Source organism: Bradyrhizobium sp. LLZ17, from assembly GCF_041200145.1.
In the GTDB taxonomy this organism is placed as follows: domain Bacteria; phylum Pseudomonadota; class Alphaproteobacteria; order Rhizobiales; family Xanthobacteraceae; genus Bradyrhizobium.
Genome location: NZ_CP165734.1, coordinates 5916693 through 5942126 on the forward strand (window position 1 = coordinate 5916693; position 25434 = coordinate 5942126).

Consider the following 25434-nt stretch of genomic DNA (forward strand, 5'->3'; position numbering starts at 1 on the left):
TGCAAAAAGATGTCCGATCTCGCCGACCTCTATCCCGGCTTCGCCTCCGAATGGATCAACACCTCGTTCGGCCGCATCTTTGCCCGCGTCGGCGGCAACGGCCCGCCGCTATTGCTGCTGCACGGCTTCTCGCAGACGCATGTGATGTGGCACCGGGTCGCCCCGCAGCTGGCCGACAAGTTCACGCTGATCATCGCCGACCTGCCGGGCTATGGCTGGTCCGACATGCCCGAGAGCGACGCGCTGTATATCCCCTACAGCAAGCGCGCGATGGCCAAGGCCATGGTGGAGGCGATGGAGCAACTCGGCCACGTGCACTTCGCGCTCGCCGGCCACGACCGCGGCGGCCGCGTCTCGTACCGGCTCGCGCTCGACCATCCCGGCCGGCTGTCGCGGCTCGCCGTGCTCGATATCCTGCCGACCTATAATTACTGGGAGCGGATCAACCGGCAGTACGCGCTGAAGATCTATCACTGGACCTTCCTGGCGCAGCCAGCGCCGCTGCCGGAGACGCTGATCTCGGGCCAAGGCGAGTTCTTCCTGCGCTTCAAGATGGCGAGCCAGACCAAGTCGAAGACGCTGGACGCCATCGACAAGCGCGCGATCGAGCACTACATCGCCCCGTTCCGCGACCCCGCCCGCGTGCATGCGATGTGCGAGGATTATCGCGCCGGCGCCTATTTCGACTACGACCTCGACAAGGCGGATTTCGAGGCCGGCAAGAAGATCACCATTCCGATGCTGGCGCTGTGGGGTGGCGTGGGCATCGCCCAGGCCGCCGCCACCCCGCTCGAGACCTGGAAGCAATGGGCGACGAAGGTCGAGGGAATGCCGGTGGACTCCGGCCACTTCCTCACCGAGGAGAACCCCGACGTCACCGCGAAAGCGCTGCGCGAGTTCTTCCTCGCGCCCTAGCGCCGCTCCCGAAAGAAGTCCTTGAGCAGCCGCGCCGACTCGCTTTCGCCGACCCCGGAATAAACGTCCGGGACGTGATGGCAGGTCGGCTGCGTGAAGAAGCGCACGCCGGACTCCACCGCACCGCCCTTGGGATCGGCCGCGCCGTAATACAGCCGCCTGACCCTTGCAAAGGAGATCGCGCCCGCACACATGGTGCAGGGCTCCAGCGTCACGTAGAGGTCGCAGTCGACCAGGCGCTCGCTGCCGATTTTCCTGGCCGCCTCGCGCAGCGCAATGATTTCGGCATGGGCCGTGGGGTCGTAATCGGTCAGCGTCCGGTTCGCCGCAGTGGCGATGACCTCGTAATTGCGGACCACGACGCACCCGATCGGAACTTCGCCCGCCTTTCCGGCATTTTCGGCCGTTTTGAGCGCCAAATCCATGAAAGAGGGGGCTTTCAAGCCTCGTATCATCGCCAGAAACCTGCTAGTAGCTGCGCCTTCAGCAGAAGTGCTTGACCGAATTTGCCTGAGCATGCGGCTCGAAACGAGCGCGCACAATGCTCATCGCGCCACCCCCTGAGTGAGATTATTCATGCCTCGCGACAGCGACAAAGACAACGATTCCCGCGGCCGGCGAGGCCCGGCCAAGGGGCCATCGAAGGGCGCCCGCAGTGGCAAGCCGCGCGGCCCCGAGAAGAAGTTCGCCAAGCGCGGCTTCGAAGGCAAGGGCGACAGCCGTCCCCCCCGTGGCGACCGCGACAGCCGTCCGTCCCGCCCCCGCGCGGACGGTGATGCCCCGCGCCGCGACTTTTCCGACCGTCCGAAATTCAAGCGCGACGACCGCGGTGGCGATGGGCGCGGCGAGCGCAGCTTCAAGCCGCGCGGCGAACGCTCGTTTTCGGATCGTCCCTCGCGCGATGGCGAGAAGCGTTCGTTCAAGCCGCGCGGCGACCGTCCGGCTTTCGGGCGCGACGACCGTCCGCCGCGCAGCCGCGATCGCGACGAGTCCCGCCCCGCCGGCCGGTTTGGCGACAAGAAGTTCGGCGACAAGAAGTTTGGTGACAAGCGGCCCTACGCGCCGCGTGGTGAGCGCCCGGAGCGCAAGTTCGACGGCGAGCGGAAGTTCTCGCGCGGTGCACCGGACCGCAGCGACCGCCCGCGCACCGAGCGCAGCGATTCAAAACCCTGGCAGAAGCGCGATGCGGCTCCGCGCGGCGACCGGCCGCCGCGCAAGGATTTCAGCAAGGGCCCGCGCAGGGACTTCGGCGGCAGCGACCGCGGTCAGGACAAGCCCTGGCAGAAGCGCGACGATCGCGGCGAAGGCGGCCGCGGCGATGACCGTCCGCGCTTCTCGCGTTCGCGCGACGATCGTGCGTCGGGTGATCGTCCGTTCCGCGAGCGCCCCAAATTCGATCGGCCCAAGTTTGATCGCCCGCGCGAGGATCGTCCAAAATTCGACCGGCCCCGCCGTGACGATGACGGCGAACGCGGTGCGCGCGGTGGCGACCGTCCGAAGTTCGACCGTCCGCGCGAGCGCGCCGAAGGCCGCTCCGACTGGCACGAGCATCCGCGCAACGAGGGTCGTTTCGGCGATCGGCCGCGCCGTGAAAACGAGGATGAGAGCAGGATCTTCGAGAAGCGTCCGGCCTTCGGTGGCCGCGGCGCTTATCGCGAGCGGGATCGTGATTTTGACCGGCGCCCGCGGCGCGAAGAGGAGCCGAAACCGAAGAAGGCCGGCGAGCGCATCGCCAAGGTGCTGTCGCGCGCGGGCCTCGCCTCGCGCCGCGATGCCGAGGAGATGGTCACGCAGGGCCGCGTCGCCGTCAACGGCCGGGTCATCAACTCGCCGGCGCTCGATATCACCGCGAACGACGTCGTCACCGTCGACGGCAAGCCGTTGCCGGAGCGCGAGCGCACGCGGCTGTTCCTCTATCACAAGCCGCGCGGGCTGATGACGACGCATGACGACCCCGAGGGCCGTCCGACCGTGTTCGACAATCTGCCGGAAGGCCTGCCGCGGCTGATCTCGATTGGCCGGCTCGACTTCAACACCGAAGGCCTGCTGCTGCTCACCAATGACGGCGGCCTCGCGCGCACGCTGGAGCTGCCCGACACCGGCTGGCTGCGCCGTTACCGCGTCCGCGCCCATGGCGAGATCACGCAGGCGCAGCTTGATCAGCTCAAGAACGGCATCGAGGTCGAGGGCGTCAAATACGGACCGATCGACGCGACACTGGAGCGCGACCAGGGCGCCAATGTCTGGCTGGTGTTCGCGATCCGCGAAGGCAAGAACCGCGAGGTGCGCAACGTCTGCGCTCATCTCGGGCTCGAGGTGAACCGGCTGATCCGCGTGTCCTACGGTCCGTTCCAGCTCGGCGAGGTCCCCGAAGGCGAGGTCGAGGAGATCCGCGCCCGCGTGCTGCGCGACCAGCTCGGGGAGAAGATCATCGAGAAGTCGGGTGCGCAGTTCGACGTGCCGCAGAAATCGCCGACGGGCGGTGACGCTGCACCGGCCGAGAACAAGCCGCTCAAGCGCGGCGTGATCAACGACCGCAAGGGTCGCCGCGTGCTGGTGCAGCGCACCGGCAGCGACGAAGCGCGCGAGCGCAACGAAGCCGAGGTCAACGGCTACGGCCCGCCGCGCCGTCCCAAGCGCGGCTATCACGGCAAGCGCGACCTGACGCCGAAGGAGGACTGACGTTGCGCGTCGTCGGCGGTCGATTGAAGGGGCGCAATCTGGCCTCGCCGTCCTCGCGCGACATCCGTCCCACGGCGGACCGCCTGCGCGAGTCCGTGTTCAACATCCTCGTGCACGCCTATGACGATCCGATCCAGGACGCGCGCGTGCTCGATCTCTTTGCAGGCACTGGTGCGCTCGGCATCGAGGCGTCCTCGCGCGGCGCGAAATTCACGTTGTTCGTCGACAACGGCGCGGAGGCGCGCGCATTGTTGCGCAACAATGTCGAGGCGCTGGGCTTAGGCGGCACGACCAAGGTCTACCGCCGCGATGCAACGGACCTCGGCCCCGCGCATCCGGTCGAGCCGTTCTCGCTGGTGTTCCTCGATCCACCCTACGGTAAGGGCCTTGCGGTGAAGGCGCTTGCGAGCTTGCGCGACGGCGGCTGGTTGACGGGGGGCGCGCTGCTCGTTGTCGAGGAGGCGAAGGCCGCGCAGTTTGCCGCGCCGGAAGGTTACGAAGAATTGGAGCGCCGCGCATATGATGACACGGAGTTCGTGTTTTTGACGAAGCCCTAGCCTCGCTGCCGTAGGGTGGGCGAAGCGAAGCGTGCCCACCACTTTTCTCGGATTGCGGAGAGACGGTGGGCACGGCGCGTTGCGCTTTTGCCCACCCTACGGCAATACGAAGATCACCTGCGCCCGAACAGCTTCTCCACATCCGCGAGCTTCAGCTCGACATAAGTCGGCCGGCCGTGATTGCACTGGCCGGAGTTCGGCGTCTCCTCCATCTCGCGGAGCAGCGCGTTCATCTCCTCCGGCCTGAGCCTGCGGCCGGCGCGCACGGAGCCGTGGCAGGCCATGGTGGCGGCGACATGCATCAGGCGGCGCTCCAGCGGCAGAGCCTCGTCCCATTCGGCCATGTGCTCGGAAAGATCGCGGAGCAGGCCGCCGGCATTGGTCTTGCCGAGCAGCGACGGCGTCTCGCGCACCGCCACTGCGCCGGGACCGAAAGATTCGATCGCAAGACCGAACGATCCGAGCTCCTCGCTCCGTTCAAGCAACCGCTCCACTGTGGCCTCGTCCATCTCGACGATCTCGGGGATCAGCAAGATCTGCCGCTGCACACCGTTTGCGGCCAGCGAGGCCTTCAGCCGCTCATAGACGATCCGCTCATGCGCGGCATGCTGATCGACGATGATGAGGCCGTCGCGGGTCTGCGAGACAATGTAGGTCTCATGGAGCTGCGTGCGCGCCGCACCGAGTGGACGATCGACCAGGTCGCTGACAGGCTGTGCCTCGATCCGCACGTCCGCGCTCGGCGCGCCGACGTCGAACGCGGCTTGCGCCCGCTCCGCGAAGGCGGGTGCTGTAGACCCTTCGAACGATGGCAATGGCCCGGCCGGAGCGGATGGCGACTGCCGCCAGTCCCAGCTCGCGGGACGCGGGGTGAAGGCAGGGCGGAAGGAGGACAATGCACTTTCGCCGCTATTGGCCGCGGTGCGCCGTCCCTCGCGCGCGAGCCCTTCCTTCAATCCGTGCACGATCAGCGCGCGCACGAGGCCTGCATTGCGGAAGCGCACCTCGGTCTTGGCAGGATGCACGTTGGCGTCGACCTCGCGCGGGTCAAGCGTGACGAACAGCGCCACCACCGGATGGCGGTCGCGCGGCAGATAATCAGAATAGGCCGCGCGCACCGCGCCGAGGATCAGCTTGTCGCGCACCGGGCGGCCGTTTACGAAGAGATACTGCCCGAGCGCATTGGCTTTCGTGAGCGCCGGCGCGGCGGCATAGCCGGCGATGACGACGGCATCGCGCTCGGCATGGATCTCGATGGCATGGCTGCGGAAGTCCGCGCCGAGGATATCGCCAAGCCGCGTCAGGCGTCCGGCGGCGCCGGGCAGCGCTGCGGCCCAGGTCACCGGCGCGCGCTCCTCGCCAGCCAGTGTGAAGGCGATGTCGGGCCGCGCCATGGCGAGGCGCCGCACCACCTCGCGGATCGCCTCGGCCTCGGTCCGGTCGGTCTTGAGAAATTTCAGCCGCGCCGGTGTGGCGTAGAAGAGGTCGTTGACCTCGACGCGCGTGCCATGCGCCAGCGCCGCCGGCATGATCTCGGACTTGTCGCCGCCTTCGACCGACAACGCCCAGGCGTGCGGCTCGCTCGCGTGCCGCGTGGTGATCGACAGCCGCGCGACCGAGCCGATCGAGGGCAGCGCCTCGCCGCGGAACCCGAGGGTACAGATCTGGAGCAGATCCTCATCGTCGAGCTTGGAGGTGGCGTGGCGCTCGACCGCGAGCGACAGATCCATCGCGGTCATGCCGCCACCGTCATCGGTGATGCCGATCCGGCGACGCCCGCCACCGTCCGTGAAGACGTCGATCCGGCTCGCGCCGGCATCGATCGCGTTCTCGACCAGTTCCTTGACCACGCTCGCGGGACGTTCGACCACCTCGCCGGCGGCGATGCGGTTGACGACCTGCTCTGGAAGCTGGCGGACGGGCATGGAGAGACTCAAGGCTGCGTTCAGGCGGCCAATTTAGTCGCTTGAGACGGCATTTGCATGAGGCAAGTCGGAACTACCCACATGGCAGACCACGCCGTGGAAGAGACACTCTCAGTCATCGAAACCACGGCCGCCGCCGCGTCCGGCCTTGATGTCGCTACGGCGCTTCTTGCCCTCGAGCCGGCGCTGCTTGGAGCCAAAGGTCGGCTTTGTCGCCCGCCGCGGTTTCGGCCGCACCATGGCCTCACGCAGGATCTCGAGGAGGCGGTCGATGGCGTCCTGCCGGTTGCGCTCCTGGGTGCGGAATCGCTGCGCCTGGATCACGATGACGCCGTCCTTGGTCATGCGCTGGCCGGCGAGGCGGGCAAGGCGCAAGCTGGCATCCTCCGGCAAGGTCAGCTTGCTCGTGTCGAAGCGCAACTGCGCCGCGGTCGCGACCTTGTTGACGTTCTGGCCCCCGGGGCCAGAAGCGCGAACAAAGCCGATCTCGATATCGTCCTCGTCAATGACGAGATCGCGGGATATCCGCAGCATGATGGCACCATTCGTGATGCCCGGACATATCCCGGACGCCCCCGTTCGGCAATGGCGCGTCTCATCGAACGCAAATGGCCGGGCGAACCCGGCCATTCAGGTGCTTAAAGAAATCAGTTCAACGTCTAGTTCGATTTGGGCGTCGCTGCCGCCGGTTGTGCGGCGGCTTGCGGCGCGCGGCCGACGATCACGGTCAGGAGTCCCTGGCCCCAGAGCCGCTTGGCGGCGGCCTTGGCGTCGTCCAGCGTCACCGCGTCGACGATGGCGTTGCGCTTCTCGATATAGTCGATCGGCAGCTTGTCCTGCTGATATTGCAGCAGCGCCTGCGCGAGCTTGGAAGAGGTGTCGAGCGCCAGCATCTGCGAACCCTTGAGGTAGGACTTGGCCTCGTCGAGCTCGTTTTGTGTCGGGCCCTCGTCGGCGATCCGGCGCACTTCCTTTTCGATCGCATCCATGGTGTCGCCGGCGCGATCGGCACGTGTGCCGGTGTTACCAATGAAGACCGCCGAGTGCTCCATCCAGAGCAGCGATTCGAACACCGAATAGGCGAGGCCGCGCTTCTCGCGGACTTCACGATAGAGCCGCGAGGACAATCCGCCGCCACCGAGGATATGGTTGACGACATAGGCCGCCATGAAGTTCGGATCGCTGCGCTTCACGCCGGGGCCGCCGAAGGTGATCACGGTTTGCGGCACGTCGAGCGGTACGAAGGCGCGTTCCGGCGGCTTTGCAGCCTCGATGTCGGGGACCGCCGTGAGAGTGGCTTTGGCAGGCAAGCTGCCAAACGTGTGGTCGAGCAGCTTGCCGAGCGTGTCCGCATCGACGTCACCAACCACCGCGATCTTCAAGGTATCCTTGGCAAGCACGCGGCCGACATAATCCTTCATGTCAGCGATGGTGATGGTCGGTACGCTCTCCAGCGTGCCTGTGGTCTGCCGCCCGTAAGGATGATCGCCGAACGCCACCTCCAGGAATTTGCGGCTTGCGAGCGAGGTCGGATTGGTGGTCTCGCGGCGCAGGCCCGAGATGACCTGCGAACGGATGCGCTCGACATCGGCCGTCTCGAAATGCGGCGAGGTCAATGCCGAGCGCAACAGGTCGAAAGCCTCGTCCTTGTTGTCGCGCAGCATGCGCAGGCTGCCGCGGAAGGTGTCGCGGGTGGCGCTGAAGGAGAGCTCGATGGCGCGGCGGTCGAGCCGCTCATGGAACGTCTTGGAATCGAGATCGCCGGAGCCTTCGTCGAGGAGGTCGCCGACGAGATTGGCGACGCCGGACTTGTCCTTGGGGTCCTGGGTGGAGCCGCCGGCAAAGGAATATTCCATCGCGATCAATGGCACGGTAGCGTCCTGCACGAACCAGGCCTCGATGCCGCCGGGCGAGACCAGGTGCTGGATCTTTGCGGCGGCCTGCGACGGCGAGACCGCTGCCAATGCGAGCGCTGTACCGATGACGAACGACAGCGCGAAGCGATTTTTGGGTAGGAAATGTCCTGCGGGACGGAAGGAATGGTTCACGAACGCTTCTCCTCGCGCTTGGCAGGTGTGGTGTCCTTGATCAGATAGCCGGTCACCGAGCGCTTCTTCTCAAGCCATTTTTGCGCGGCGGCGCGGACCTGTTCGCCGGTGACGGCGCGGATGCGATCCGGCCAGCTTCGGATGTCCTCGATCGAGAGGCCCGTGGACAGCGCGCCGCCATACCAGCGCGCCAGCACTGCCTGATTGTCCTGGGCGTAGATCGCCTCCGCGATGAGCTGGGTCTTGACCCGCTCGAGATCTTCGGCGCGGATCGGGTTCTGCACGATGTCGGCGATGACGCCGTCGATGACCTGCTCGACTTCCGCGAAGCTGACGCCGGCTCTCGGCGAGGCCGAGACCGCAAACTGGGTTGGATCGAGCGAGGTGCTCGAATAACTGGCGTTGGCGGAGACCGCGAGCGGCTTGTCGACGACGAGGGCGCGGTAAAGGTAGGAATTGTTGCCGCTGCCCATCAATTGCGCGAGCACGTCGAGGGCTGCGCTTTCACCGGCTGCCGCAGTCGTCGCCGAGGGCACCAGGTAATAGCGCCGCAGGCCGGGCTGCTCGACGCGCGGGTCGGACAGGGTGACGGTGCGCGGCGCGGCCGGCTCCGGCTCCTGCGGGCGGATGCGCTGTGCGGGGATCGCGGGCTGGGACGGGATCGGACCGAAATTGCGGTCGACCAGCGGGCGCACGTCGGCGGCCTCGACGTCGCCGGCGATCACCAGGATGGCGTTGTTCGGCGCGTAGAAGCGGCGGTAGAAGGCGAGCGCGTCCTCGCGATTGAGCTTCTCGATCTCCTGGTGCCAGCCGATCACCGGCCGGCCATAGGGATGATTGAGATAGAGCGCGGCCATGATCTGTTCGTTGAGGCGCGCGTCTGGGCTGTTGGCGACGCGCATGTTGTACTCTTCGAGCACGACGTCGCGTTCGGGCAGCACGTTCTCGTCCTTGAGAATGAGGCCGGTCATGCGGTCGGCCTCGAACTCCATCATTCTCGGCAATTGCTCGCGCGGCACGCGCTGATAGTAATTGGTGTAGTCGACCGAGGTCGAGGCGTTCTCGTTGCCGCCGACGCGGAGCACGGTCTGGGAGAATTCGCCGACCGGATGCTTCTCGGTGCCCTTGAACATCAGATGTTCAAGGAAGTGTGCGAGGCCGGACTTGCCCGGCGTCTCGTCGGCCGAGCCGACCTTGTACCAGATCATCTCAGTAACTACGGGCGTGCGATGGTCCGGGATCACCACGACCTGAAGGCCGTTGCTGAGCGTAAAGCTGGCGGGCGGAGCCGAAGTCACCGTGGTCTGGGCGAGGGCGGCGCCGGCGGCGAGGATACTCGTCGAAAGCAGCGCGGCAAGAAGGCAGGCAGCCGATCGGTAAGAGGACATCATGATCCTTGTGAAATCCGGACCCAGATGTCCGGCGTGAAAGCGCGGCATGCTACTCTGGGCCGCCGTAAGCTTCGGGTCACGAAGCAGAGAACGCGATCAAGTTGAACTTAAAAATAGTTCATCTGCCGCCTCCGACCTACACCGGACAATTGCGGCAGGTCAGCCATCGGATCGCCTGAGCGTGAGAAGCTTATTGCTCCTCCTCCTTGCCGGATATGATGCCGCAAACGTCCTTCGCGACTGTCCAGGCCAGTTCCATAAGATAGTTCGGTGATGGCGTCTGATATCCCGCCGGCGGCTGGACCCGCGACTGGCGCGGCGACTCCGTCTGAAGTGCTTGCACTCAGAACCGTTGCCGCCCTTCATTATGTTTCACAGGCCACCCGTGAAACCGAGTTGGGCAGCGCTGAGCGACGGACGTCTCGCAAAGCATAATTCCACCTCCGGCCCGTATCGGACGGGATCAGGGCGCTTTTGCGGCGGGTACCCCCAGGAAGGAGTCATACAACAGCGCCGCCACCCCGGCAACGATGGCCGCGTCCGCCAGGTTGAAGACGTACCAATTGAAGGTATTTCCGCCGATCTCGACATGAAACAGGGCGAAGTCGACCACCGCGCCATAGGCCAGGCGGTCGATGCCATTGCCGATGGCGCCGCCGATGATTAACCCCAGTGCGATCGTTGCGAGCCGGGTCTGCGAGCGGGCCATCCAGATCGCCAGCGCGACCACTGCCAAGGCCTTCACCGCCATCAACGCGAGCTGTGCCGCCTGGCTGTCGTTCTGGAGCCAGCCGAAGCTGATCCCGATGTTCCAGGCCAGCACGAGGTCGAAGAACGGCGTCACCCGCACCGCGCCATGACGGGCGATATCGAGCACGTTCAGCAACCAGAGCTTTGAGGCCTGGTCGAGGGCGACCGTGACGACGGCCGAGATAATGCCGGCGCGGAGGGGGGCATGCTGCGACTCAGGTCCCCAGCCCCAGCGCCTTCCATTCGCGCAGCGCCCTGGCGTCGCGCGGGGTGACGTCCGGGTATTCGGGGTCCTCGCCGACCGTCGGCGAAATCTTCCAGGAGCGCGCGCACTTGGTGCCGACCGCCTTCTCGACCACGACCGCGACACCCGGCACGGCATCAAGACGGAATGCATTCGCGGGCGCCTCGCCCTCGCGCACCTCGTAGTTCGAGGTGATGCAGACCTCGGCCAGATCGATGTCGAACAGCGTCGCCAGCACATCGCGATCGGCGATATAGATCACCGGCGAGGCTTCGAGCGACGAACCAATGTTCTTGGCGGCGCGCTCGAGCTCGAGAGCTCCGGTGACGACGCGGCGAACGTCGCGAATGGTCTCCCATTTTGCCGCGAGCTTGTCGTCGCGGAGCTTTTCGAGATCCTGCGGAAACTGCGTCCAGATGCACCGAGGGCTCGGCATCAGGCCGATACATCCGCCAGGCCTCCTCCGCGGTGAAGCTCAGGAACGGGGCCAGCCATTTCAGGATCGCGTTGCAGAGCAGGTCGATCGTGGTCAGCGCCGCTTTGCGCGTGAGCGACGATGGCGGATCGCAATACAGCGTGTCCTTGCGGATGTCGAAATAGAACGCCGACAGCTCGCTGTTCAGGAATGCCGACAGGGTCGCCACGACGCTCTTGAAGTCGAACGTCTCGTACGCCTTGCGGATGATTTCGGCGCGGACCGCGAGCTCGTGCAGCATCAGCCGCTCGAGCTCGGGCATCTCGGCGGGCGCGACCGCCTCGGTCGGCTTGTAGTGATGCAACGTGCCGAGCATCCAGCGCACGGTGTTTCGCAGCTTGCGATAGGTCTCGACCGTGTTCTTCAGGATCTCGGGGCCGATGCGCTGGTCGTCGGTGTAGTCGCAGGACGCGACCCAGAGCCTCAGAATATCGGCGCCGGATTCCTTGATGACGGACTGCGGCTCGATAGTGTTGCCGAGCGACTTCGACATCTTGCGGCCGTCTTCGGCCTGGGTGAAGCCGTGGGTCAGCACGACGTCGTAGGGCGCACGTCCGCGTGTGCCGCAGCTCTCCAGCAGCGAAGAGTGGAACCAGCCACGATGCTGGTCCGAGCCTTCGAGATACATCACCGTGTCGGTGCCGCCATCGACCTTGCGCTTGATGCCGGCGAGGCCCGGGAATTGAATGGGATCTTCGAGCACGAAGGCATGGGTCGAGCCGGAATCGAACCAGACGTCGAGGATGTCGTCGACCTTCTGCCAGTCCTCGTTGGCACGCGAACCGAGGAAGCGCTCGCGTGCGCCCAGCGCGTACCAGGCGTCGGCGCCTTCTTTCGCGAAGGCATCGCCGATGCGGGTGTTGACGGCTTCGTCCTGGAGGATTTCGGCCGAGCCGTCGCCCTTCTCGCGTACGAAGACCGCGATCGGCACGCCCCAGGCGCGCTGGCGCGAGATCACCCAGTCGGGGCGCGATTCGATCATGCCGTTGATGCGGTTCTCGCCGGATGGCGGCACCCATTGCGTCACCGAGATGGCGTGCAGCGCGCGGGCGCGCAGCGTGTCGCCGCTCTTCGCCTTATCGTTGGCTGCGATGTCCATAGCCCTGGGCATGCCCGGGGCGTCCACAATGGGTTTATCCATCGCGATGAACCATTGCGGCGTGTTGCGGAAAATCACCGGCTTCTTGGAGCGCCAGGAGTGTGGGTATTGATGCTTGAGCCGGCCGCGCGCGAGCAGCATGCCTCTTTCGACAAGCGCCTTGATCACGGCCTCGTTGGCTTCGCCCTTCTCGCCCTTGTCGGTGATGACGCGCTTGCCAGTGAAGCCAGGCGCATGATCCGTATAGGCGCCATTTTCGTCGACCGTGTAGGGGATGGCCGTGTTGATGCCGCGCGCATCGAGATCGCGCGCATGCGCCGTCCAGACGTCGAAGTCCTCGCGGCCATGGCTGGGCGCAGTGTGCACGAAGCCGGTGCCGGTGTCGTCGGTGACGTGGTCGCCTGGCAGGAGCGGCACGACGAACTCGTAGCCTCCATCCAGGCCCTCGAGGGGATGGGCGCATTCGATCGCGTCCATGGTGTCGCCGGGGATGTCGCGAACTTTCTCGAACGCCGTTACGCGCGCCTGCTTGAAGATCTCTTCGGCGAGCGCATCGGCAAGGATCAGGAGATCGCCGCTCTTGGTCCAATTGTCGGCCGGCGCATCTGTCACCTTATAGAGGCCGTAGCCGATCTTGGGCGAGAACGAGATGGCGCGGTTGCCGGGCAGCGTCCAGGGCGTGGTGGTCCAGATCACGACGCTTGCGGAGGCGAGCGCGCCATGGGCAGGCGACGTGACCGGAAACTTCACCCATACCATATCGGAGGTGTAGTCCTCGTATTCGACCTCGGCTTCGGCCAGCGCGGTCTTCTCGACCACGCTCCACATCACCGGCTTGGAGCCACGATAGAGCGTGCCGTTGGCGGCGAACTTCATCAGCTCGCGCGCGATCTGCGCCTCGGCCGGATAGTTCATGGTGGCGTAGGGATGGTCCCAGTCGCCGATCACGCCGAGGCGCTTGAACTCCTCGCGCTGCACGTTGAGCCAGTGCGTGGCATAGGCGCGGCATTCCTTGCGGAAATCGATCATCGCGGCGCTGTCGCGGAAGTCGGGCTTCTGCTTGCCTTTCTTGCGATAGTGCTCCTCCTCGACCTTCCACTCGATCGGAAGGCCATGGCAATCCCAGCCCGGAACGTAGTTGGAATCGAAGCCGAGCATCTGCTGGCTCTTGGTGACGAGATCCTTGAGGATCTTGTTCAGCGCCGTGCCGATGTGGATGTTGCCGTTGGCGTAGGGCGGCCCGTCATGCAGCACGAACTTGCCGCGGCCCTTCGCGCTCTCGCGCAGCTTCTCGTACAGGCCGATCTCGTACCAGCGCTTGAGGATCTCGGGCTCGCGCTGCGGCAGGCCGGCGCGCATCGGGAATTCGGTCTGCGGCAGGAACAGGGTTTTGGAATAGTCTTTGGCGTCAGACTTTGGGGACTTTTGCGGCTTTTCGGACATGGGGCTGACTGGCTCGGAAGGGCGCGGGAACAGATGGCGATGCGGAATCGCGGGTGAAACGACCAAATCCCGGTCTTGCGCCGAGCCGAAAGCTCAGGCGGAAGCCGGGCCGCTAATCCCTATGATGCGCCGCGCAAACATGGGCTCTCCATAGCAGCCGGGCGGCGGAAGCGCAAAGGGTGAGATACCGGCCGGGTGCAGTTGCGGTTTTCTTCAAAGAGGCTAATTTATTGAAGCAAGGAGAGAATTTCATGAATGCCGCGCCGCTTGCCGAGGTTCTGGAAGAGCTGAAGGAGCTACGGAGACATGGAGGAGCCGATAACGAGGTGCTCTCCAAGGCCGAGCAGCGTCTGCGAGCGTTTTCGCTCGAGATGGTCTCTGCGGTGGGCGGTTCGGAACGTGAGGCACTGGTCCGGATGCTCGATATCAGCACGCTCGCGGCCCGCGTGTTCGGTGACGCGGAAAGAGCCGAAGCCTGGCTCACCCGGCCAAATACCTCTCTCTCGCGGCAAAGGCCACTCGATCTGGTGAGGGACGAGCTTGGCACCGCGGTCGTCCGCGAAATGCTTGAGCAGATCGATCACGGAATCTTTGCCTGAGCCCGCCAGATGGAGCTCTGGCGAATTTCGAACTACGTCGATCTTTCCGGAGTCGGCGGTCTGAGGGCTGGGGGCAGATGGCATTCGCAGGGGAGGCGGATCGTCTATCTCGCCGATCATCCGTCAAGCGCATTGCTGGAAATGCTGGTCCACATGGACCGCGATCTCATCCCGCCGACCTACCAATTGCTGCGTATCGCGATTCCCGACGATATTGTCGTTGAGATCGCCGGGCCGGAATGGCCACCGGATTGGCGGACCCAGATGATGGTCAGCCGTGAGGTCGGGGATCGATGGCTTGATCGCTCAACGAGTGCGCTCCTGCAGGTGCCCTCTGCCATAAGCGAGCGGGGGCCAACTTTCTCCTGAACCCTGCACATCCGGAGGTCGCGCGCATCACGGTCGCGGAGGTGATCCAGGCGCCGTTCGATCCGCGGCTCATTGCCCGGTCCGATTGATCAATCGACCGTCCCGAGCCTCGGAAACGCATCCGGCGCGGCGGTCAGGATGGCGCGGGCGCGGGCGGAATCGTCGTCCATCTGGCGGATCAGGGCCTCCAGGCTGTCGAATTTCAGCTCCTCGCGGATGAAGCCGATGAAGGCGCAGTCGAGCGCCTGGCCGTAGAGGTCGCCTTTGAAGTCGAACAGGAAGATTTCCAGCAGCGGTGCGCCATTGTCAAAGGTCGGGCGGCGGCCGAAGCTTGCCACGCCATCCAGCCGCTCGGCGCCGTGGCCGACCCGCACCGCATAGATGCCGTGCTTTAGGCCGCAATTGGCATCGAGGCGGATGTTGGCGGTGGGATAGCCGAGATCGCGGCCGCGCTTCTCGCCGTGGATCACCTCGCCGGTGATGAACCAGGGGCCGCCGAGCATGGTGGTGGCTTCCTCGAGCTGGCCTTCCGCAAGCGCGATCCGGATGGCGCTGGAGGAAACCGGCCGCTCGTCGAAGTCGATATGCGGCTGCACGTCGACCTCGATGCCGAGCCGGGGGGCCTCGTTGACCAGGAGGCTCGGCGAGCCGACCCGGCCTTTGCCGAAATGGAAGTCGTAGCCGACCGCGATGCCGCTCACGCCGAGGCGCCCGATCAGGTCATGGTGAATGAAATCTTGCGCGGTGGTCCCGGCACGGGCCTTGTCGAAGGTCATGACGACGGCGCCGGCAAGTCCGGTGCCGGCCAGCAGGCGCAGCTTGGCCCGCTCGTCCGTCAGGCGGAATTGCGGGGTGTTCGGGCTGAAAAACCGGCGCGGATGCGGCTCGAAGGTCAACGCCAGCGCCGGGCGGCCTTGGGCCCGTCCCATCTCCAGGGCCGCCGCAATCACCGCCCGGTGGCCGAGATGGACGCCGTCGAAATTGCCCATGGCGACGACAGCGCCCCTGGGAATCGCGGAAACCGGCGTGATGTCGCGGATAACGGTAAAATGCTGGACCATCAGGGGAATTCTCGAACCGGCGGGACCGGCCGGGACGGTGGCTTGACCCGCCCGATGAAGTCAAGCGGGCGGATGCGACCGCTTGAACCCGATTTCAATTCTTCTGGAACGCCCCAGTTAACGCGCTGTTTAACGCCTTGGTGCTAGTTCTTGAGGCGTGGAACCGCGGGCTACGGCCCGGCAGGTCCATTCGTAATAAATCCTGGGTTTGCGTTGGGGGAGTCGAGATGGCGGTTGATTTGTCGATGTCGGTTCTGGTGGTTGACGATTACAGCACCATGATCCGTATCATCAGGAATCTCCTGAAGCAGCTTGGCTTCGAGAACATCGATGATGCCAGCGACGGTTCGGCAGCGCTGAACAAGATGCGCGGCAAGAAGTACGGGCTCGTGATCTCCGACTGGAACATGGAGCCGATGACGGGGTACGACCTGCTGCGCGAAGTACGTGCGGATCCCAACCTCGCCACCACGCCCTTCATCATGATCACGGCGGAATCCAAGACCGAGAACGTGATCGCGGCCAAAAAGGCCGGCGTGAACAATTACATCGTCAAGCCGTTCAATGCAGCGACGCTGAAGACCAAGATCGAGGCGGTCTTCCCGGACATGGCGAGCGCGTAAGCGCGATTAAATCATCAGGTCAATCTGCAAGGCCCGGGGCGTGAGTCCCGGGCCTTCTGCATTGCTGCCCCGTTGCTCTGGAACGACAGAGGTCACCACTTCAGTTCGCGCATCAGCGCCTTCGGCGGATGGCCGAACAATTCCATGACCGATGCCGGGTCAAGCTGGTCGAGGCCCTCGAACTCCTCGGAATGGATACCGCGGGTGACGAACAGGCAGTCGATGCCGAATTCGCGCGCGCCGGTCAAGTCGGTGCGGACGGAATCGCCGATCGCCAGCACGCGTCGGCGGTCGATCTCGTGACCCTGGCGTTCGCCGGCGAGCGCCATCGCACGCTCGTAGATCGGCCGGTGCGGCTTGCCGTAGAAGATCACGTCGCCGCCGAGCTCGCGATAGAGCTCAGCGATCGCGCCGGCGCAATAGATCAGCCGGTCCCCGCGCTCCACCACGATGTCGGGGTTGGCGCAGACCAGCGTCAGTCTGCGCTCGCGCGCCTGCAGCAACATGCCGCGATAGTCTTCCGCCGTCTCCGTCTCGTCGTCATAGAGACCGGTGCAGACGATGTAGTCGGCCTCTTCCAGCGGTGCGAGCACCGGGTCGAGACCACGATAGATCGAGTTGTCGCGCTCCGGGCCGAGCCAGAACATTTTCCGGCCAGGATGGTCGGCGACGTAGAGCCGCGTCAGGTCACCGGAGGAGACGATCGCGTCATAGGTCTCGTCGGCGACGCCGAGCTTGCGCAGCTGCCGCTGCACCGAGTCGGCCGGGCGCGGCGCGTTGGTGATCAGGATCACCGTACCGCCGCGGCTGCGATAGGTGTGCAGCGCCTCGCAGGCCTCTGGAAAGGATTCCAGGCCGTTATGCACCACGCCCCAGATGTCGCTGAGCACGACGTCGACGCTACCCACGAGCTCGCGCAGGCTTTCGGCGAAATGCAGCGCGGTCATGATGCGCGCGGCCGATCAGACGCGGCGCGCGAGCGCCGCGTTGCCCGTGATGCGCGGTGGGGAAGACGCGGTAGAGCTCGCGCCCGAGGGTGTGCCGGAGCCATTGGGTCCCTGAGTGTCCTGCGCCTGGGTCGGCGAGGTCCCGCCGGTAGCAGATGCCCCCTCCGGCCGCAATGGCCGGGGAGGCGCGAACAGAAAGCCCTGGCCGAACCGGACGTCAAAGTCGAGCAGATCGACCACGGCGCGCTCGCCCTCGATCCGTTCCGCGATCAGGTCGATGCCGAAGCGACCGAGCAGGTCGGACAGATCTGACGGGTGAATGTCGGAGGTCGATGCCTGCCTCGGATCGAGCAGGAGGGAGGCCGGCACCTTGATGAAGCGCACGCCGCGATCGGCGAGCTCGCGCGGCTCGATGCGCAGGTCCGTGACGTGGTCCATCGAGAAGCGGAAGCCGCGCTGCGCGAGCGCGGCAAGATTCTCGGTCTCGGCCGGGCCAAGATTGCGGAAGGTGGACTGCTTGAACTCCAGCACCAGCGACGGCGCCAACGCCCGGTTGGCTTCGAGGAAGTCCAGGCATTGCGCGAACGTGGTTGAGTTGCCGAGCGTGGAGGCCGCGACGTTGCAGAACACGCCGACATCCTTGTTGCGCACCATCAGGCGGCGCAGCACCTGCACACAGCGCAGCATCACCATGTTGTCGACGCGCCCGATCAGGCCGGAGGCTTCGGCGACGCTGATGAACTCCTCGGCGGCGATCAGCTGGTCGCGCTCGTCGCGCACCCGCGTCACCGCCTCGTAGAACCGCACCTTGCGCTGCGGCAGCGTCACCATCGGCTGGAGGAAGATGTCGATGCGGTTTTCGTCAATGGCATTGCGCAGCGTGGCCAGCATCTGGGTCGGGTTGCGTGCGCCGGCGGCCTGGATCATCGGTGTGGGCGCGGGCCGCGGCGCCGCCGGGAGCGGGGGCGGTGCAACCGGGCGTTCCTCGGGCATTGCGATCAGATCAACCGGCCCCTTCGGTTCCTGCTTTGCGGCCGCAGCCGGGGCAGGAGAAGTGGCAGGAGAGGGTGTCCCATCCGCCAGCAGATCCTCATGGACCGACACGGTGGCGGCGAGCTGCCGGACCAACCCGCTGAGCTCGTTGATCTCACCGACCACCGACTGGATGCGGTCGGAGTTGGTCGAATTGGACGAAGCGACGCGGCCTTCGACCGCCGCGAGCCGGCGGCCGAACTCGGCCACCTGGCGGGCGAGGTCGGCGGTGCCGCGCGACAGATCGGCGATCTGGCCGCCCACGTCGCTGCGGTCGCGCAGCCGCATCGATACCGCGTTGTAGAGGATCAGGAAAGTCAGCGCGGTCAGCGCCACGATCGCGGATTCGGTTCCGCTGATCCCGGCGACCGAGTAGAGCACGAGCCCGAGCGAGGCCGCGACCAGGACCATGCAGATGGCGATGAAGATCGTCGAGATGCAGATCATGCCGCGCGTTACGCCTCAAGAGCTGGCTGCCTCACCGGGAAAACACGGGTCGTTGTCCGAACTCGTCGCGCCCATGCTCGCCCAAGCCGCATCACCGTAACATCATTGTTGATTCGAGGGGATAGGGGCTGGTTCGGATCTCAACTCAGGCCAGCGCGGCGAAAGCCCTCGAGGTAATGCTCGCGATCGGCAGCGAGCCTGATCGGCATGAACTCGGCGATCCAGGCCAGCGAGACGTTCGGCTGGGCGCGGCGCAGTTCCTTCAAGGCGACGCTGGCGACCTCGCCGTGACCCGCCATGGCGGCCGCCGCGGTCAGCACCCGGTGCGCTCCGACGAAGTCACTGCGCTGGCGCAAGGCCTCCTGCGCGAGCCGGATCGCCTCCTCGTAATCGCTGCCGAGGAAGCGGGCATAGGCGGCGATGCCGAAATAGACGGGGGCATAGGGGTCGCGTGGGCTGAGCCGGATCGCCCGGCGCGCGGCCTCGTCGGCGTCCCGCCAGCGGCCGCAATAGCCCAGCGCCAGTCCATGATAGCCCTGCGCCAGAGCAAAGTTCGGATTGAGCCGGAGCGCGGTCTCGAACTCGGCGAGCGAGTCGTCGAAACGGCGCGCGAACAGATTGACGTGGCCGAGCGCGTTGTGCGCCCAGGCATCCTCGTCGTCGGCGCGGATCGCGGCGCGCGCCGCCCGTTCGGCGACGGATATGGCGCTGGCCATCTCCATCCAGCCCATATGCGCCGCGAACATGTAGCTGGTGCCGAGCAGCCCGAGCGCCTTGCCGTAGTTCGGATCGAGCGCGATGGCCTTTTCGAGCAGGGCTTGCGCCACGACATGGTCCTGCCGCGTCACGCGCCAGTAATGCGAGAGCGCGCGCATCAAGAGATCCCAGGCGTCCATGCTGTCGGGCGGCTTGCGCTGGGCGCGAAAATTCTCGGCCGCATAGAGCTGCGGCTCGATCGCGGCGACGATCGCCTCCGTGATCTCGTCCTGCACCGCGAAGACGTCGGCGAGCTTGCGGTCGTAACGTTCGGCCCAGAGATGGCTGCCGGTAGCGACGTCATTGAGCTGCGCGGTGATGCGGACGCGGTCGCCGTCCTTGCGGACGCTGCCCTCGACGACATAGCGCACGCCGAGCTGTTCCGCGACCTCACGCAAATGAACCGTGCGACCCTTGTAGATGAAGGACGAGTTGCGCGCGATGACGAAGAACCAGCGCAGTTTCGACAGCGCCGTGATGATGTCCTCGCTGATCCCGTCGGAGAAATAGTCCTGTTCGGCCTCGCCGCTCATATTGGTGAAGGGCAGCACGGCGATCGCGGGGCGATCGGGCAGCGGCAATCCCGCCGTCGCCGCCGCAGTCGGCCCCGCGGCGCCGGACAGCTCCGTGATCGCGCCGACGAAGCGCACGCCCTTCCGCGCGACGGTGCGGATCAGCCGCTGCTCCTCGCCGGAGTCGCCGACGGCGCGCCGCGCCGCGTTGATCCGGCTGGTCAGCGTCGATTCCGAGACGACGCGGCCGTTCCAGATCGCATCCAGCATATTGTCCCGCGTCACCACGCGCTCGCGGTTGCGGACCAGATACAGCAGGAGATCGAACACCTGGGGCTCGAGCGCGACGAGCGTGTCCGCCCGCCGCAATTCGCGGCGCTCGGGATCGAGCACGAAATCCTCGAATTGAAACGGCACGCTGCGCCTCGGCTTACGCCCGAAAATCAAGGTGATCTGAACGTAAAATAGCGCCGCTCTCAAGGCCAGCGAGCCGCATGCGCCTTATCGTCCCGGCGTTCTTCAACCACAGGAGATTGCCATGTCGACATCCGCAGCGCTCAGCACGCCAGCCGCCGCCCACCCCGATCTTGCCGCCGTCAAGCACCGTCAGCAGGGCGCTTGGTCGTCCGGCGACTATGCGGTGGTCGGCACCACCTTGCAGATCGTCGGCGAGCAGCTCTGCGAGGCGCTCGATCTGCGCGCCGGCAGCAAGGTGCTGGATGTTGCGGCCGGCAACGGCAATGCGACGCTGGCTGCGGCCCGGCGCTGGTGCGATGTCACCTCCACGGACTACGTGCCGGCGCTGCTCAAACGCGGGCGCGAGCGGGCCGCCGCGGAGCATTTGACGGTCGAATTCCGCGAAGCGGATGCCGAGGCACTGCCGTTCGCGGATGCAAGCTACGACGTCGTGCTCTCGACCTTCGGCGTGATGTTCACGCCGGACCAGGACAAGGCCGCGTCCGAGCTTGCGCGGGTCTGCAGGTCCGGCGGCAAGATCGGCCTCGCCAACTGGACGCCGCAGGGTTTCATCGGCCAGCTGTTCAAGACCATCGGCAAGCACCTGCCGCCGCCCGCGGGTGTGAAGTCGCCGGCGCTGTGGGGCACCCCGGCCCGGCTTCAGGAGATGTTCGGCGCTCAGGCGTCGGAGATCGCCGCCGAGCCGCGCATGTTCGTGTTCCGCTATCGCTCGCCGGAACACTGGCTGGAGGTCTTCAAGTCATACTACGGACCGATGCTGAAAGCCTTCGCCGCACTGGACGAGACGGCGCAGGCCGCACTGCGCCGCGATCTCATGGCGTTGCTCGGCGAGTTCAACCATGCTGACGACGGCACGGTGGTCGTGCATGGCGAATATCTGGAAGTGGTGATCAGCAAGCGCTGAATTACGGCCCAGACGCGGTCGAGCCGGCGCTCGGCCTGACCGCGAGCCGTCAGAATGGCGCGTTGGCCCCCACCGTGTCGGCCGAGACGGCGTCGCGACTGCCGAGCGGTTTCGGCCGCCCGGTGGTGGTGTCCCGCAGGGTTTGCCGTTCGATCTCCGAGTTCAGCTCGGCCCCGAACATGATCACGATCGCCGACACCCACATCCACATCATCAGGCCGATCGCCGCGCCGAGCGAGCCATAGGTCGCGCTGTAATTGGCGAACTTCGACAGATACAAGGACAGTAGCGCCGAGCCGGCGATCCAGAGGATGGCGGCCGTTACCGCGCCGAGGCTCAGCCATTGCCAGCGCGGCGCATCCCGGCTGGGCGCGAAGCGGTAGAGGATCGCAAGCGCCACAAGGAGAATGACGAACAGCACCGGCCATCGTGCGAGAGCGACGATCAGCTTGCTTTCGGGAGCCATGCCGAGATGATCGAGCGCGAGCGGGAAGGCGACCACGGTCCCGACCATCAGCAGCAGCGCCAGGATCCCGCCGACCGTGAAGGCCAGCGACACCAGGTTCAGGCGGATGAAGCTGCGCTTTTCACGCTCCTCGTAAGCCACGTTGAGCGCGTCGAAGATGGATTTGACGCCGGCATTGGCGCTCCAGATCGCAAACACAAGGCCGAACAGGAAGGTGGCTCCGAGTGCCGTATGGCCTTTGGACACCACGCGGGCGACCTGGTCCTGGATGATCTGGAACGTTCCCTGGGGCAGCATCATCGCTAGGGTCTGCAGGTTGCCGGCAATCGTCGAGGGATTGGCGAACAGGCCATAGAACGAGACGAGCGCGGTGATCGCCGGAAAGATCGCCAGCAACCCGAAGAAGACGACGCCGCCCGCGGTTGCGAGCAGGCGATCTTCATCGACGCGCTGATAAGTGCGCCAGAAAATATCCTTCCAGCCGGCCCAGGGAATTGCGAACGGATTATTGGAACGACGGCCACGTCCGGGCTGCGCGGCCGCACGCCCCGCGCTGGTCTCCGGCGAATTCGCCTCATTGTTGCGGTGGTCTTGCGGAGGCGCCGACTGGATCGAGCCGGAGTCCTTGAGATACCGTTCCGCGCTCAGCACGAACACGGCAGTGGCCGCCATCAGCAGCCAGCTGTCGAGTTGCTCGGAGCGCCGCGCGGGCATCACGAGTCCAATCCGTGCCGGTGCCGCCTTCGGCGCGCCGCGGTGAGCCCCAGGACGCCTATTGCTGCGAGCATCAGGCCAAGCTGCACCGGCCGGTTGGTGCGGATGGAGCGGGACTTGCTGCCATTGCCGCGTTCGCCCGGCGCGAGCGGCACGAGGGGAATGGTTGTCGCGACCTCCTTGACCGCGTCCTTGACGGTTCCGCGCGGGATGCGCGGGGTCGCGATAGCCACGCGCAGCCGGCTGGTGAGCGGCACGATTGGCTTCGTCTTACGCTTCATCTGAGCCATGGCAATGCCGGCGCAGACGGCGGCCAGCACCAACAGCACCGCCCCGACGGCTCCCAAGCCCCAAAATTGTCCGTAAGCGATCGCGACCCACCGGTACAGCGCGATCAGGCCGACAAAGAAGGCGGCGACCACGAAAAGTCCCGCGACTGCAAATAGCCCGGCGGCAACCGCATACGACGTCACGCGCCCGGTGGCCTCGTTGGTGCGATCTCGCACATAGGACCGCGTGGCGCGTTTGAGATGGTTGAGCTTGAGCGCCATGCCGGCGCGCAGCAATTCGCCCGATGGCGCGAGCATGCGGACATCCTCCGAGAACGAGACATTCGTCGGAGGATGAACGTGGCCGAATTTGACTTGTTCCGAGGAGTCGTGCCCGTCGTCACCGATCAGCGGAGATCGGCGGCGGCGATCCAGAACACCTCGCCCTCGGACTCCTCGGTGTCGAGCCAGAGCAGCGGCAGTTCCGGAAAGGCCTCCTCGACGAGTCCGCGGCCGCGGCCGATCTCGCAGAGCAGGCCGCCGTCCGGCGTGAGATGGTCGGGCGCATCGCGCAGGATGCGGCGCACCACGTCGAGGCCGTCGGGGCCGCCGTCGAAGGCGAGCTTCGGCTCGGCCCGGCATTCCGGCGGCAGCGCCGCCATGCCTTCGGCATCGACGTAAGGCGGATTGGTGATGATCAGATCGTATTTATTGTCGCCGAGCGGGGTAAAGAGATCGCCGCGATGGAGGGTGATGTGCTCGCCGAGCCCGTGCTCGCTGACATTGCGTGCGGCCACGTCGAGCGCACCCTTGGAGACATCGACGGCATCGACCGCGGCGTTCGGGAAATGATGCGCGGCGAGGATCGCGAGGCATCCCGATCCCGTGCAGAGATCGAGCACACGCTCGACGGCGGAGGGATCGTCGATCAGCGAGCCCGCCTCGCCGTCACCGCCGAAATGCGACTCCAGGAGCTCGCCAATGAAGGAGCGCGGCACGATGACGCGCTCGTCGACATAGAAGGGGAGGCCGCGCATGTAGATCTTGTTGACGAGATAGGCGGCCGGTTTGCGCGTGGCGACGCGCTTATGGACGAGATCGACGATGAGCTTGCCTTCCGCTGCTGTGACGCGGGCGTGCGCGAAGGCCTCGAACTGGTCGGGATGCAGATGCAGGGCCTCGCAAACCAGGAAGGCCGCTTCAGCGACCGGATCCGTGGTGCCGTGCGCGAACGCAAGCTTGGCCTCGATGAAGCGGCTGACCGCATAGCGGACGAAATCGAGCAGCGTGAGAAGCTCGGCACGGCCTACTTTGGCGCGTTTTGGCGCGGCGCGGCTGCGCGCTGTCTTTTTCAAAGCTTTTGCCATCAAGATCGGGTCCAGCGTGCGGCGGCCTCGTCGTCGCGGGCCTCGGCCTCGACCCAGCCGGTGCCGGTGGCGCTCTCTTCCTTCTTCCAGAATGGCGCGCTGGTCTTGAGGTAATCCATCAGGAACTCGGCCGCCTCGAACGCTGCCCGGCGGTGCTGCGAGGCAGTCAGCACCAGCACGATGTTCTGGCCGGGCATGAATCGCCCGACGCGGTGAATGATCGTGACGCCGTTGAGCGGCCAGCGCGAAATGGCCTCGTCGACATGCCGTTTGATCTCGTCTTCGGCCATGCCCGGATAATGCTCGAGCGTCAGCGCTGATATGTTCGCGCTGTCCTCGTCGGCGCGGCAGATCCCGGAGAAGCTCACGACGGCGCCGATGTCGGTGCGGCTTTCGGTCAGGCTCGCGATCTCGCGCGCGATGTCGAAATCGTCTTCCTGGATGCGGATGGTGGCAGGGCCGCTCATGCACCTAGCCACCGGTCATGGGCGGGAAGAACGCGATCTCGCGGGCGCCGGCGATCGCGGCGTCCGACTTGACGTGGGTATGGTCGATCGCGGCACGGATCACCTTCGGCTTTTCGAACGCATAGGCGTAGGCTTCGCTACGTCCGGACAGCCAGACGATCAGCTCCTCCACGGTGCGGACGCTTCCCGGCGGCTCGATGGTCTCCTCGGCCTTGCCGACGCGCTCGCGCACCCAGGCGAAATATTTCAGCTTCATCCTTCATCCTCCCTGATGAGGTGATGGATGCCGGCGCGGAAGTAATCGTAGCCGGTGTAGATGGTGAGGATGGCCGAGGCCCACAGCAGCGCCAGCCCGATCATCGAGACGATCGGCACCACCTCGTCGCCGGCCGGGCCGGCGAGCAGGAAGCCGATCGCAACGAGCTGGACCGTCGTCTTCCACTTGGCGAGCTTGGTCACGGGCACGCTGACGCGCAGCGCGGCGAGGTATTCCCGCAGGCCCGAGACCAGGATCTCGCGGCAGAGGATCACGATGGCGGCCCACAGCGACCAGCCGTGGATGATTCCGTCGGCGGCGAGCATCAGCAGGCAGGAGGCGACCAGGAGCTTGTCCGCGATCGGATCGAGCATGCGGCCGAATGCCGATTGCTGATTCCAGATCCGCGCATAATAACCGTCGAGGTAATCCGTCACCCCGGCCGCGATGAAAATGGCGACCGCGACCCAGCGCAGCCACAACGGCTGATCCAAAATCGACTGCGCATAGATGCACCCAACCACGACCGGAATCGCGGCGATCCGGCCGTAGGTCAGGAGGTTCGGGAGGGACATCGCGCGGCTGGTGGTCCCTCGTGTCGTGGCGATGTTCATCCGTCCTAACAATACCGCTGCTGCC

The 25434-nt window shown here is 65.6% G+C and carries 23 protein-coding genes and 1 pseudogene; 7 read left to right on the forward strand and 17 right to left on the reverse strand.

Annotated features, from left to right (window positions below):
* The first annotated feature begins 9 nt into the window (after positions 1-9).
* Entirely contained in the window at positions 10-915 is a 906-nt protein-coding gene (locus tag AB8Z38_RS28360; protein WP_369720975.1) for an alpha/beta fold hydrolase, read from the forward strand.
* On the opposite strand, the gene AB8Z38_RS28365 is transcribed toward AB8Z38_RS28360, so the two are convergent.
* On the reverse strand, positions 912-1370 hold the full coding sequence (locus AB8Z38_RS28365) for a nucleoside deaminase (protein ID WP_369720976.1): 459 nt from the start codon (positions 1368-1370) through the stop codon (positions 912-914). The genes AB8Z38_RS28360 and AB8Z38_RS28365 overlap by 4 nt on opposite strands.
* Positions 1371-1491: 121 nt before the next feature.
* Between AB8Z38_RS28365 and AB8Z38_RS28370 the strand changes: the two genes are divergently transcribed.
* Complete coding sequence (locus AB8Z38_RS28370) at positions 1492-3597, forward strand: pseudouridine synthase (RefSeq protein ID WP_369720977.1); 2106 nt, start codon at positions 1492-1494, stop codon at positions 3595-3597.
* Between the two features lie 2 nt (positions 3598-3599).
* Entirely contained in the window at positions 3600-4154 is a 555-nt protein-coding gene (gene rsmD, locus AB8Z38_RS28375; protein WP_369720978.1) for a 16S rRNA (guanine(966)-N(2))-methyltransferase RsmD, read from the forward strand.
* A gap of 113 nt (positions 4155-4267) precedes the next feature.
* Here the strand turns inward: rsmD and mutL are convergent, their stop codons facing one another.
* From mutL to ileS, 6 genes and pseudogenes are all read right to left on the reverse strand, one after another.
* Positions 4268-6079: a DNA mismatch repair endonuclease MutL gene (gene mutL / locus AB8Z38_RS28380; RefSeq protein ID WP_369720979.1), complete on the reverse strand. Its 1812-nt coding sequence runs from the start codon at positions 6077-6079 to the stop codon at positions 4268-4270.
* Between the two features lie 111 nt (positions 6080-6190).
* Positions 6191-6613: an alternative ribosome rescue aminoacyl-tRNA hydrolase ArfB gene (arfB, locus tag AB8Z38_RS28385; RefSeq protein WP_369720980.1), complete on the reverse strand. Its 423-nt coding sequence runs from the start codon at positions 6611-6613 to the stop codon at positions 6191-6193.
* A gap of 125 nt (positions 6614-6738) precedes the next feature.
* Positions 6739-8073 (reverse strand): M16 family metallopeptidase, encoded by a 1335-nt coding sequence (locus tag AB8Z38_RS28390; RefSeq protein WP_369726630.1) that lies wholly within the window; start codon positions 8071-8073, stop codon positions 6739-6741.
* A gap of 50 nt (positions 8074-8123) precedes the next feature.
* Positions 8124-9518, reverse strand: coding sequence for a M16 family metallopeptidase (locus AB8Z38_RS28395; RefSeq protein ID WP_369720981.1), 1395 nt, complete (start codon positions 9516-9518; stop codon positions 8124-8126).
* Positions 9519-9981: 463 nt separating this feature from the next.
* The gene (lspA, locus tag AB8Z38_RS28400) at positions 9982-10455 is read right to left on the reverse strand and encodes a signal peptidase II (RefSeq protein WP_369726631.1); all 474 of its coding nucleotides are present in this window, start codon (positions 10453-10455) and stop codon (positions 9982-9984) included.
* A 28-nt stretch (positions 10456-10483) separates the two neighbouring features.
* A pseudogene (gene ileS / locus AB8Z38_RS28405) lies at positions 10484-13529 on the reverse strand (isoleucine--tRNA ligase).
* 251 nt (positions 13530-13780) lie between these two features.
* Between ileS and AB8Z38_RS28410 the strand changes: the two are divergent.
* Both AB8Z38_RS28410 and AB8Z38_RS28415 read left to right on the forward strand, forming a co-directional pair.
* The gene (locus AB8Z38_RS28410; protein WP_369720982.1) at positions 13781-14128 is read left to right on the forward strand and encodes an antitoxin Xre/MbcA/ParS toxin-binding domain-containing protein; all 348 of its coding nucleotides are present in this window, start codon (positions 13781-13783) and stop codon (positions 14126-14128) included.
* A gap of 9 nt (positions 14129-14137) precedes the next feature.
* On the forward strand, positions 14138-14497 hold the full coding sequence (locus tag AB8Z38_RS28415) for an RES family NAD+ phosphorylase (RefSeq protein ID WP_369720983.1): 360 nt from the start codon (positions 14138-14140) through the stop codon (positions 14495-14497).
* Positions 14498-14586: 89 nt separating this feature from the next.
* Here the strand turns inward: AB8Z38_RS28415 and AB8Z38_RS28420 are convergent, their stop codons facing one another.
* Positions 14587-15558 carry a bifunctional riboflavin kinase/FAD synthetase gene (locus AB8Z38_RS28420; RefSeq protein WP_369720984.1) on the reverse strand — a complete coding sequence of 324 codons (972 nt, stop codon included), beginning with the start codon at positions 15556-15558 and terminating at the stop codon, positions 14587-14589.
* A gap of 227 nt (positions 15559-15785) precedes the next feature.
* Here AB8Z38_RS28420 and AB8Z38_RS28425 point away from each other — a divergent pair, with 227 nt between their 5' ends.
* On the forward strand, positions 15786-16181 hold the full coding sequence (locus tag AB8Z38_RS28425; RefSeq protein WP_007596883.1) for a response regulator: 396 nt from the start codon (positions 15786-15788) through the stop codon (positions 16179-16181).
* Positions 16182-16273: 92 nt separating this feature from the next.
* Here AB8Z38_RS28425 and AB8Z38_RS28430 read toward each other — a convergent pair whose 3' ends face one another.
* From AB8Z38_RS28430 to AB8Z38_RS28440, 3 genes are all read right to left on the reverse strand, one after another.
* Positions 16274-17128, reverse strand: a complete 855-nt coding sequence (locus AB8Z38_RS28430) for a TIGR01459 family HAD-type hydrolase (RefSeq protein ID WP_369720986.1) — start codon at positions 17126-17128, stop codon at positions 16274-16276.
* Between the two features lie 15 nt (positions 17129-17143).
* Positions 17144-18607 (reverse strand): EAL domain-containing protein, encoded by a 1464-nt coding sequence (locus AB8Z38_RS28435; RefSeq protein ID WP_369720987.1) that lies wholly within the window; start codon positions 18605-18607, stop codon positions 17144-17146.
* 140 nt (positions 18608-18747) lie between these two features.
* Entirely contained in the window at positions 18748-20292 is a 1545-nt protein-coding gene (locus AB8Z38_RS28440; protein WP_369720988.1) for a winged helix-turn-helix domain-containing tetratricopeptide repeat protein, read from the reverse strand.
* A gap of 121 nt (positions 20293-20413) precedes the next feature.
* On the opposite strand from AB8Z38_RS28440, the gene AB8Z38_RS28445 reads away from it, so the two are divergent.
* Positions 20414-21256 carry a class I SAM-dependent methyltransferase gene (locus tag AB8Z38_RS28445; RefSeq protein WP_369720989.1) on the forward strand — a complete coding sequence of 281 codons (843 nt, stop codon included), beginning with the start codon at positions 20414-20416 and terminating at the stop codon, positions 21254-21256.
* A gap of 49 nt (positions 21257-21305) precedes the next feature.
* Here AB8Z38_RS28445 and AB8Z38_RS28450 read toward each other — a convergent pair whose 3' ends face one another.
* The 6 genes from AB8Z38_RS28450 to pgsA all read right to left on the reverse strand — a co-directional run bounded on the left by AB8Z38_RS28450 (position 21306) and on the right by pgsA (position 25409).
* Entirely contained in the window at positions 21306-22436 is a 1131-nt protein-coding gene (locus tag AB8Z38_RS28450) for a YihY/virulence factor BrkB family protein (protein ID WP_369720990.1), read from the reverse strand.
* Positions 22436-23023 (reverse strand): phage holin family protein, encoded by a 588-nt coding sequence (locus AB8Z38_RS28455; protein WP_369720991.1) that lies wholly within the window; start codon positions 23021-23023, stop codon positions 22436-22438. Before AB8Z38_RS28455 ends, AB8Z38_RS28450 begins: the two co-directional genes overlap by 1 nt.
* An 89-nt stretch (positions 23024-23112) precedes the next feature.
* A complete protein-coding gene (gene prmB, locus AB8Z38_RS28460; RefSeq protein WP_369720992.1) occupies positions 23113-24072 on the reverse strand; it encodes a 50S ribosomal protein L3 N(5)-glutamine methyltransferase in 960 nt (319 codons plus the stop codon).
* On the reverse strand, positions 24072-24539 hold the full coding sequence (locus tag AB8Z38_RS28465) for a molybdenum cofactor biosynthesis protein MoaE (RefSeq protein WP_369720993.1): 468 nt from the start codon (positions 24537-24539) through the stop codon (positions 24072-24074). Before AB8Z38_RS28465 ends, prmB begins: the two co-directional genes overlap by 1 nt.
* A 4-nt stretch (positions 24540-24543) precedes the next feature.
* Positions 24544-24795, reverse strand: a complete 252-nt coding sequence (moaD, locus tag AB8Z38_RS28470) for a molybdopterin converting factor subunit 1 (protein WP_369720994.1) — start codon at positions 24793-24795, stop codon at positions 24544-24546.
* Positions 24792-25409: a CDP-diacylglycerol--glycerol-3-phosphate 3-phosphatidyltransferase gene (gene pgsA / locus AB8Z38_RS28475; RefSeq protein WP_369720995.1), complete on the reverse strand. Its 618-nt coding sequence runs from the start codon at positions 25407-25409 to the stop codon at positions 24792-24794. The genes moaD and pgsA overlap by 4 nt, the downstream gene beginning before the upstream one ends.
* Positions 25410-25434 lie beyond the last annotated feature (25 nt).

What these genes read in the sequence shown, in the direction of transcription:
- AB8Z38_RS28360 (WP_369720975.1), top strand. Translation starts at nt 10, where the DNA reads ATGTCCGATCTCGCCGACCTCTATCCCGGCTTCGCCTCCGAATGGATC.
- AB8Z38_RS28365 (WP_369720976.1), bottom strand. Translation starts at nt 1,370, where the DNA reads ATGATACGAGGCTTGAAAGCCCCCTCTTTCATGGATTTGGCGCTCAAA.
- AB8Z38_RS28370 (WP_369720977.1), top strand. Translation starts at nt 1,492, where the DNA reads ATGCCTCGCGACAGCGACAAAGACAACGATTCCCGCGGCCGGCGAGGC.
- mutL (WP_369720979.1), bottom strand. Translation starts at nt 6,079, where the DNA reads ATGCCCGTCCGCCAGCTTCCAGAGCAGGTCGTCAACCGCATCGCCGCC.
- arfB (WP_369720980.1), bottom strand. Translation starts at nt 6,613, where the DNA reads ATGCTGCGGATATCCCGCGATCTCGTCATTGACGAGGACGATATCGAG.
- AB8Z38_RS28395 (WP_369720981.1), bottom strand. Translation starts at nt 9,518, where the DNA reads ATGATGTCCTCTTACCGATCGGCTGCCTGCCTTCTTGCCGCGCTGCTT.
- AB8Z38_RS28410 (WP_369720982.1), top strand. Translation starts at nt 13,781, where the DNA reads ATGAATGCCGCGCCGCTTGCCGAGGTTCTGGAAGAGCTGAAGGAGCTA.
- AB8Z38_RS28415 (WP_369720983.1), top strand. Translation starts at nt 14,138, where the DNA reads ATGGAGCTCTGGCGAATTTCGAACTACGTCGATCTTTCCGGAGTCGGC.
- AB8Z38_RS28420 (WP_369720984.1), bottom strand. Translation starts at nt 15,558, where the DNA reads ATGGTCCAGCATTTTACCGTTATCCGCGACATCACGCCGGTTTCCGCG.
- AB8Z38_RS28425 (WP_007596883.1), top strand. Translation starts at nt 15,786, where the DNA reads ATGGCGGTTGATTTGTCGATGTCGGTTCTGGTGGTTGACGATTACAGC.
- AB8Z38_RS28430 (WP_369720986.1), bottom strand. Translation starts at nt 17,128, where the DNA reads ATGACCGCGCTGCATTTCGCCGAAAGCCTGCGCGAGCTCGTGGGTAGC.
- AB8Z38_RS28435 (WP_369720987.1), bottom strand. Translation starts at nt 18,607, where the DNA reads ATGATCTGCATCTCGACGATCTTCATCGCCATCTGCATGGTCCTGGTC.
- AB8Z38_RS28445 (WP_369720989.1), top strand. Translation starts at nt 20,414, where the DNA reads ATGTCGACATCCGCAGCGCTCAGCACGCCAGCCGCCGCCCACCCCGAT.
- AB8Z38_RS28450 (WP_369720990.1), bottom strand. Translation starts at nt 22,436, where the DNA reads ATGCCCGCGCGGCGCTCCGAGCAACTCGACAGCTGGCTGCTGATGGCG.
- AB8Z38_RS28455 (WP_369720991.1), bottom strand. Translation starts at nt 23,023, where the DNA reads ATGCTCGCGCCATCGGGCGAATTGCTGCGCGCCGGCATGGCGCTCAAG.
- prmB (WP_369720992.1), bottom strand. Translation starts at nt 24,072, where the DNA reads ATGGCAAAAGCTTTGAAAAAGACAGCGCGCAGCCGCGCCGCGCCAAAA.
- AB8Z38_RS28465 (WP_369720993.1), bottom strand. Translation starts at nt 24,539, where the DNA reads ATGAGCGGCCCTGCCACCATCCGCATCCAGGAAGACGATTTCGACATC.
- moaD (WP_369720994.1), bottom strand. Translation starts at nt 24,795, where the DNA reads ATGAAGCTGAAATATTTCGCCTGGGTGCGCGAGCGCGTCGGCAAGGCC.
- pgsA (WP_369720995.1), bottom strand. Translation starts at nt 25,409, where the DNA reads ATGAACATCGCCACGACACGAGGGACCACCAGCCGCGCGATGTCCCTC.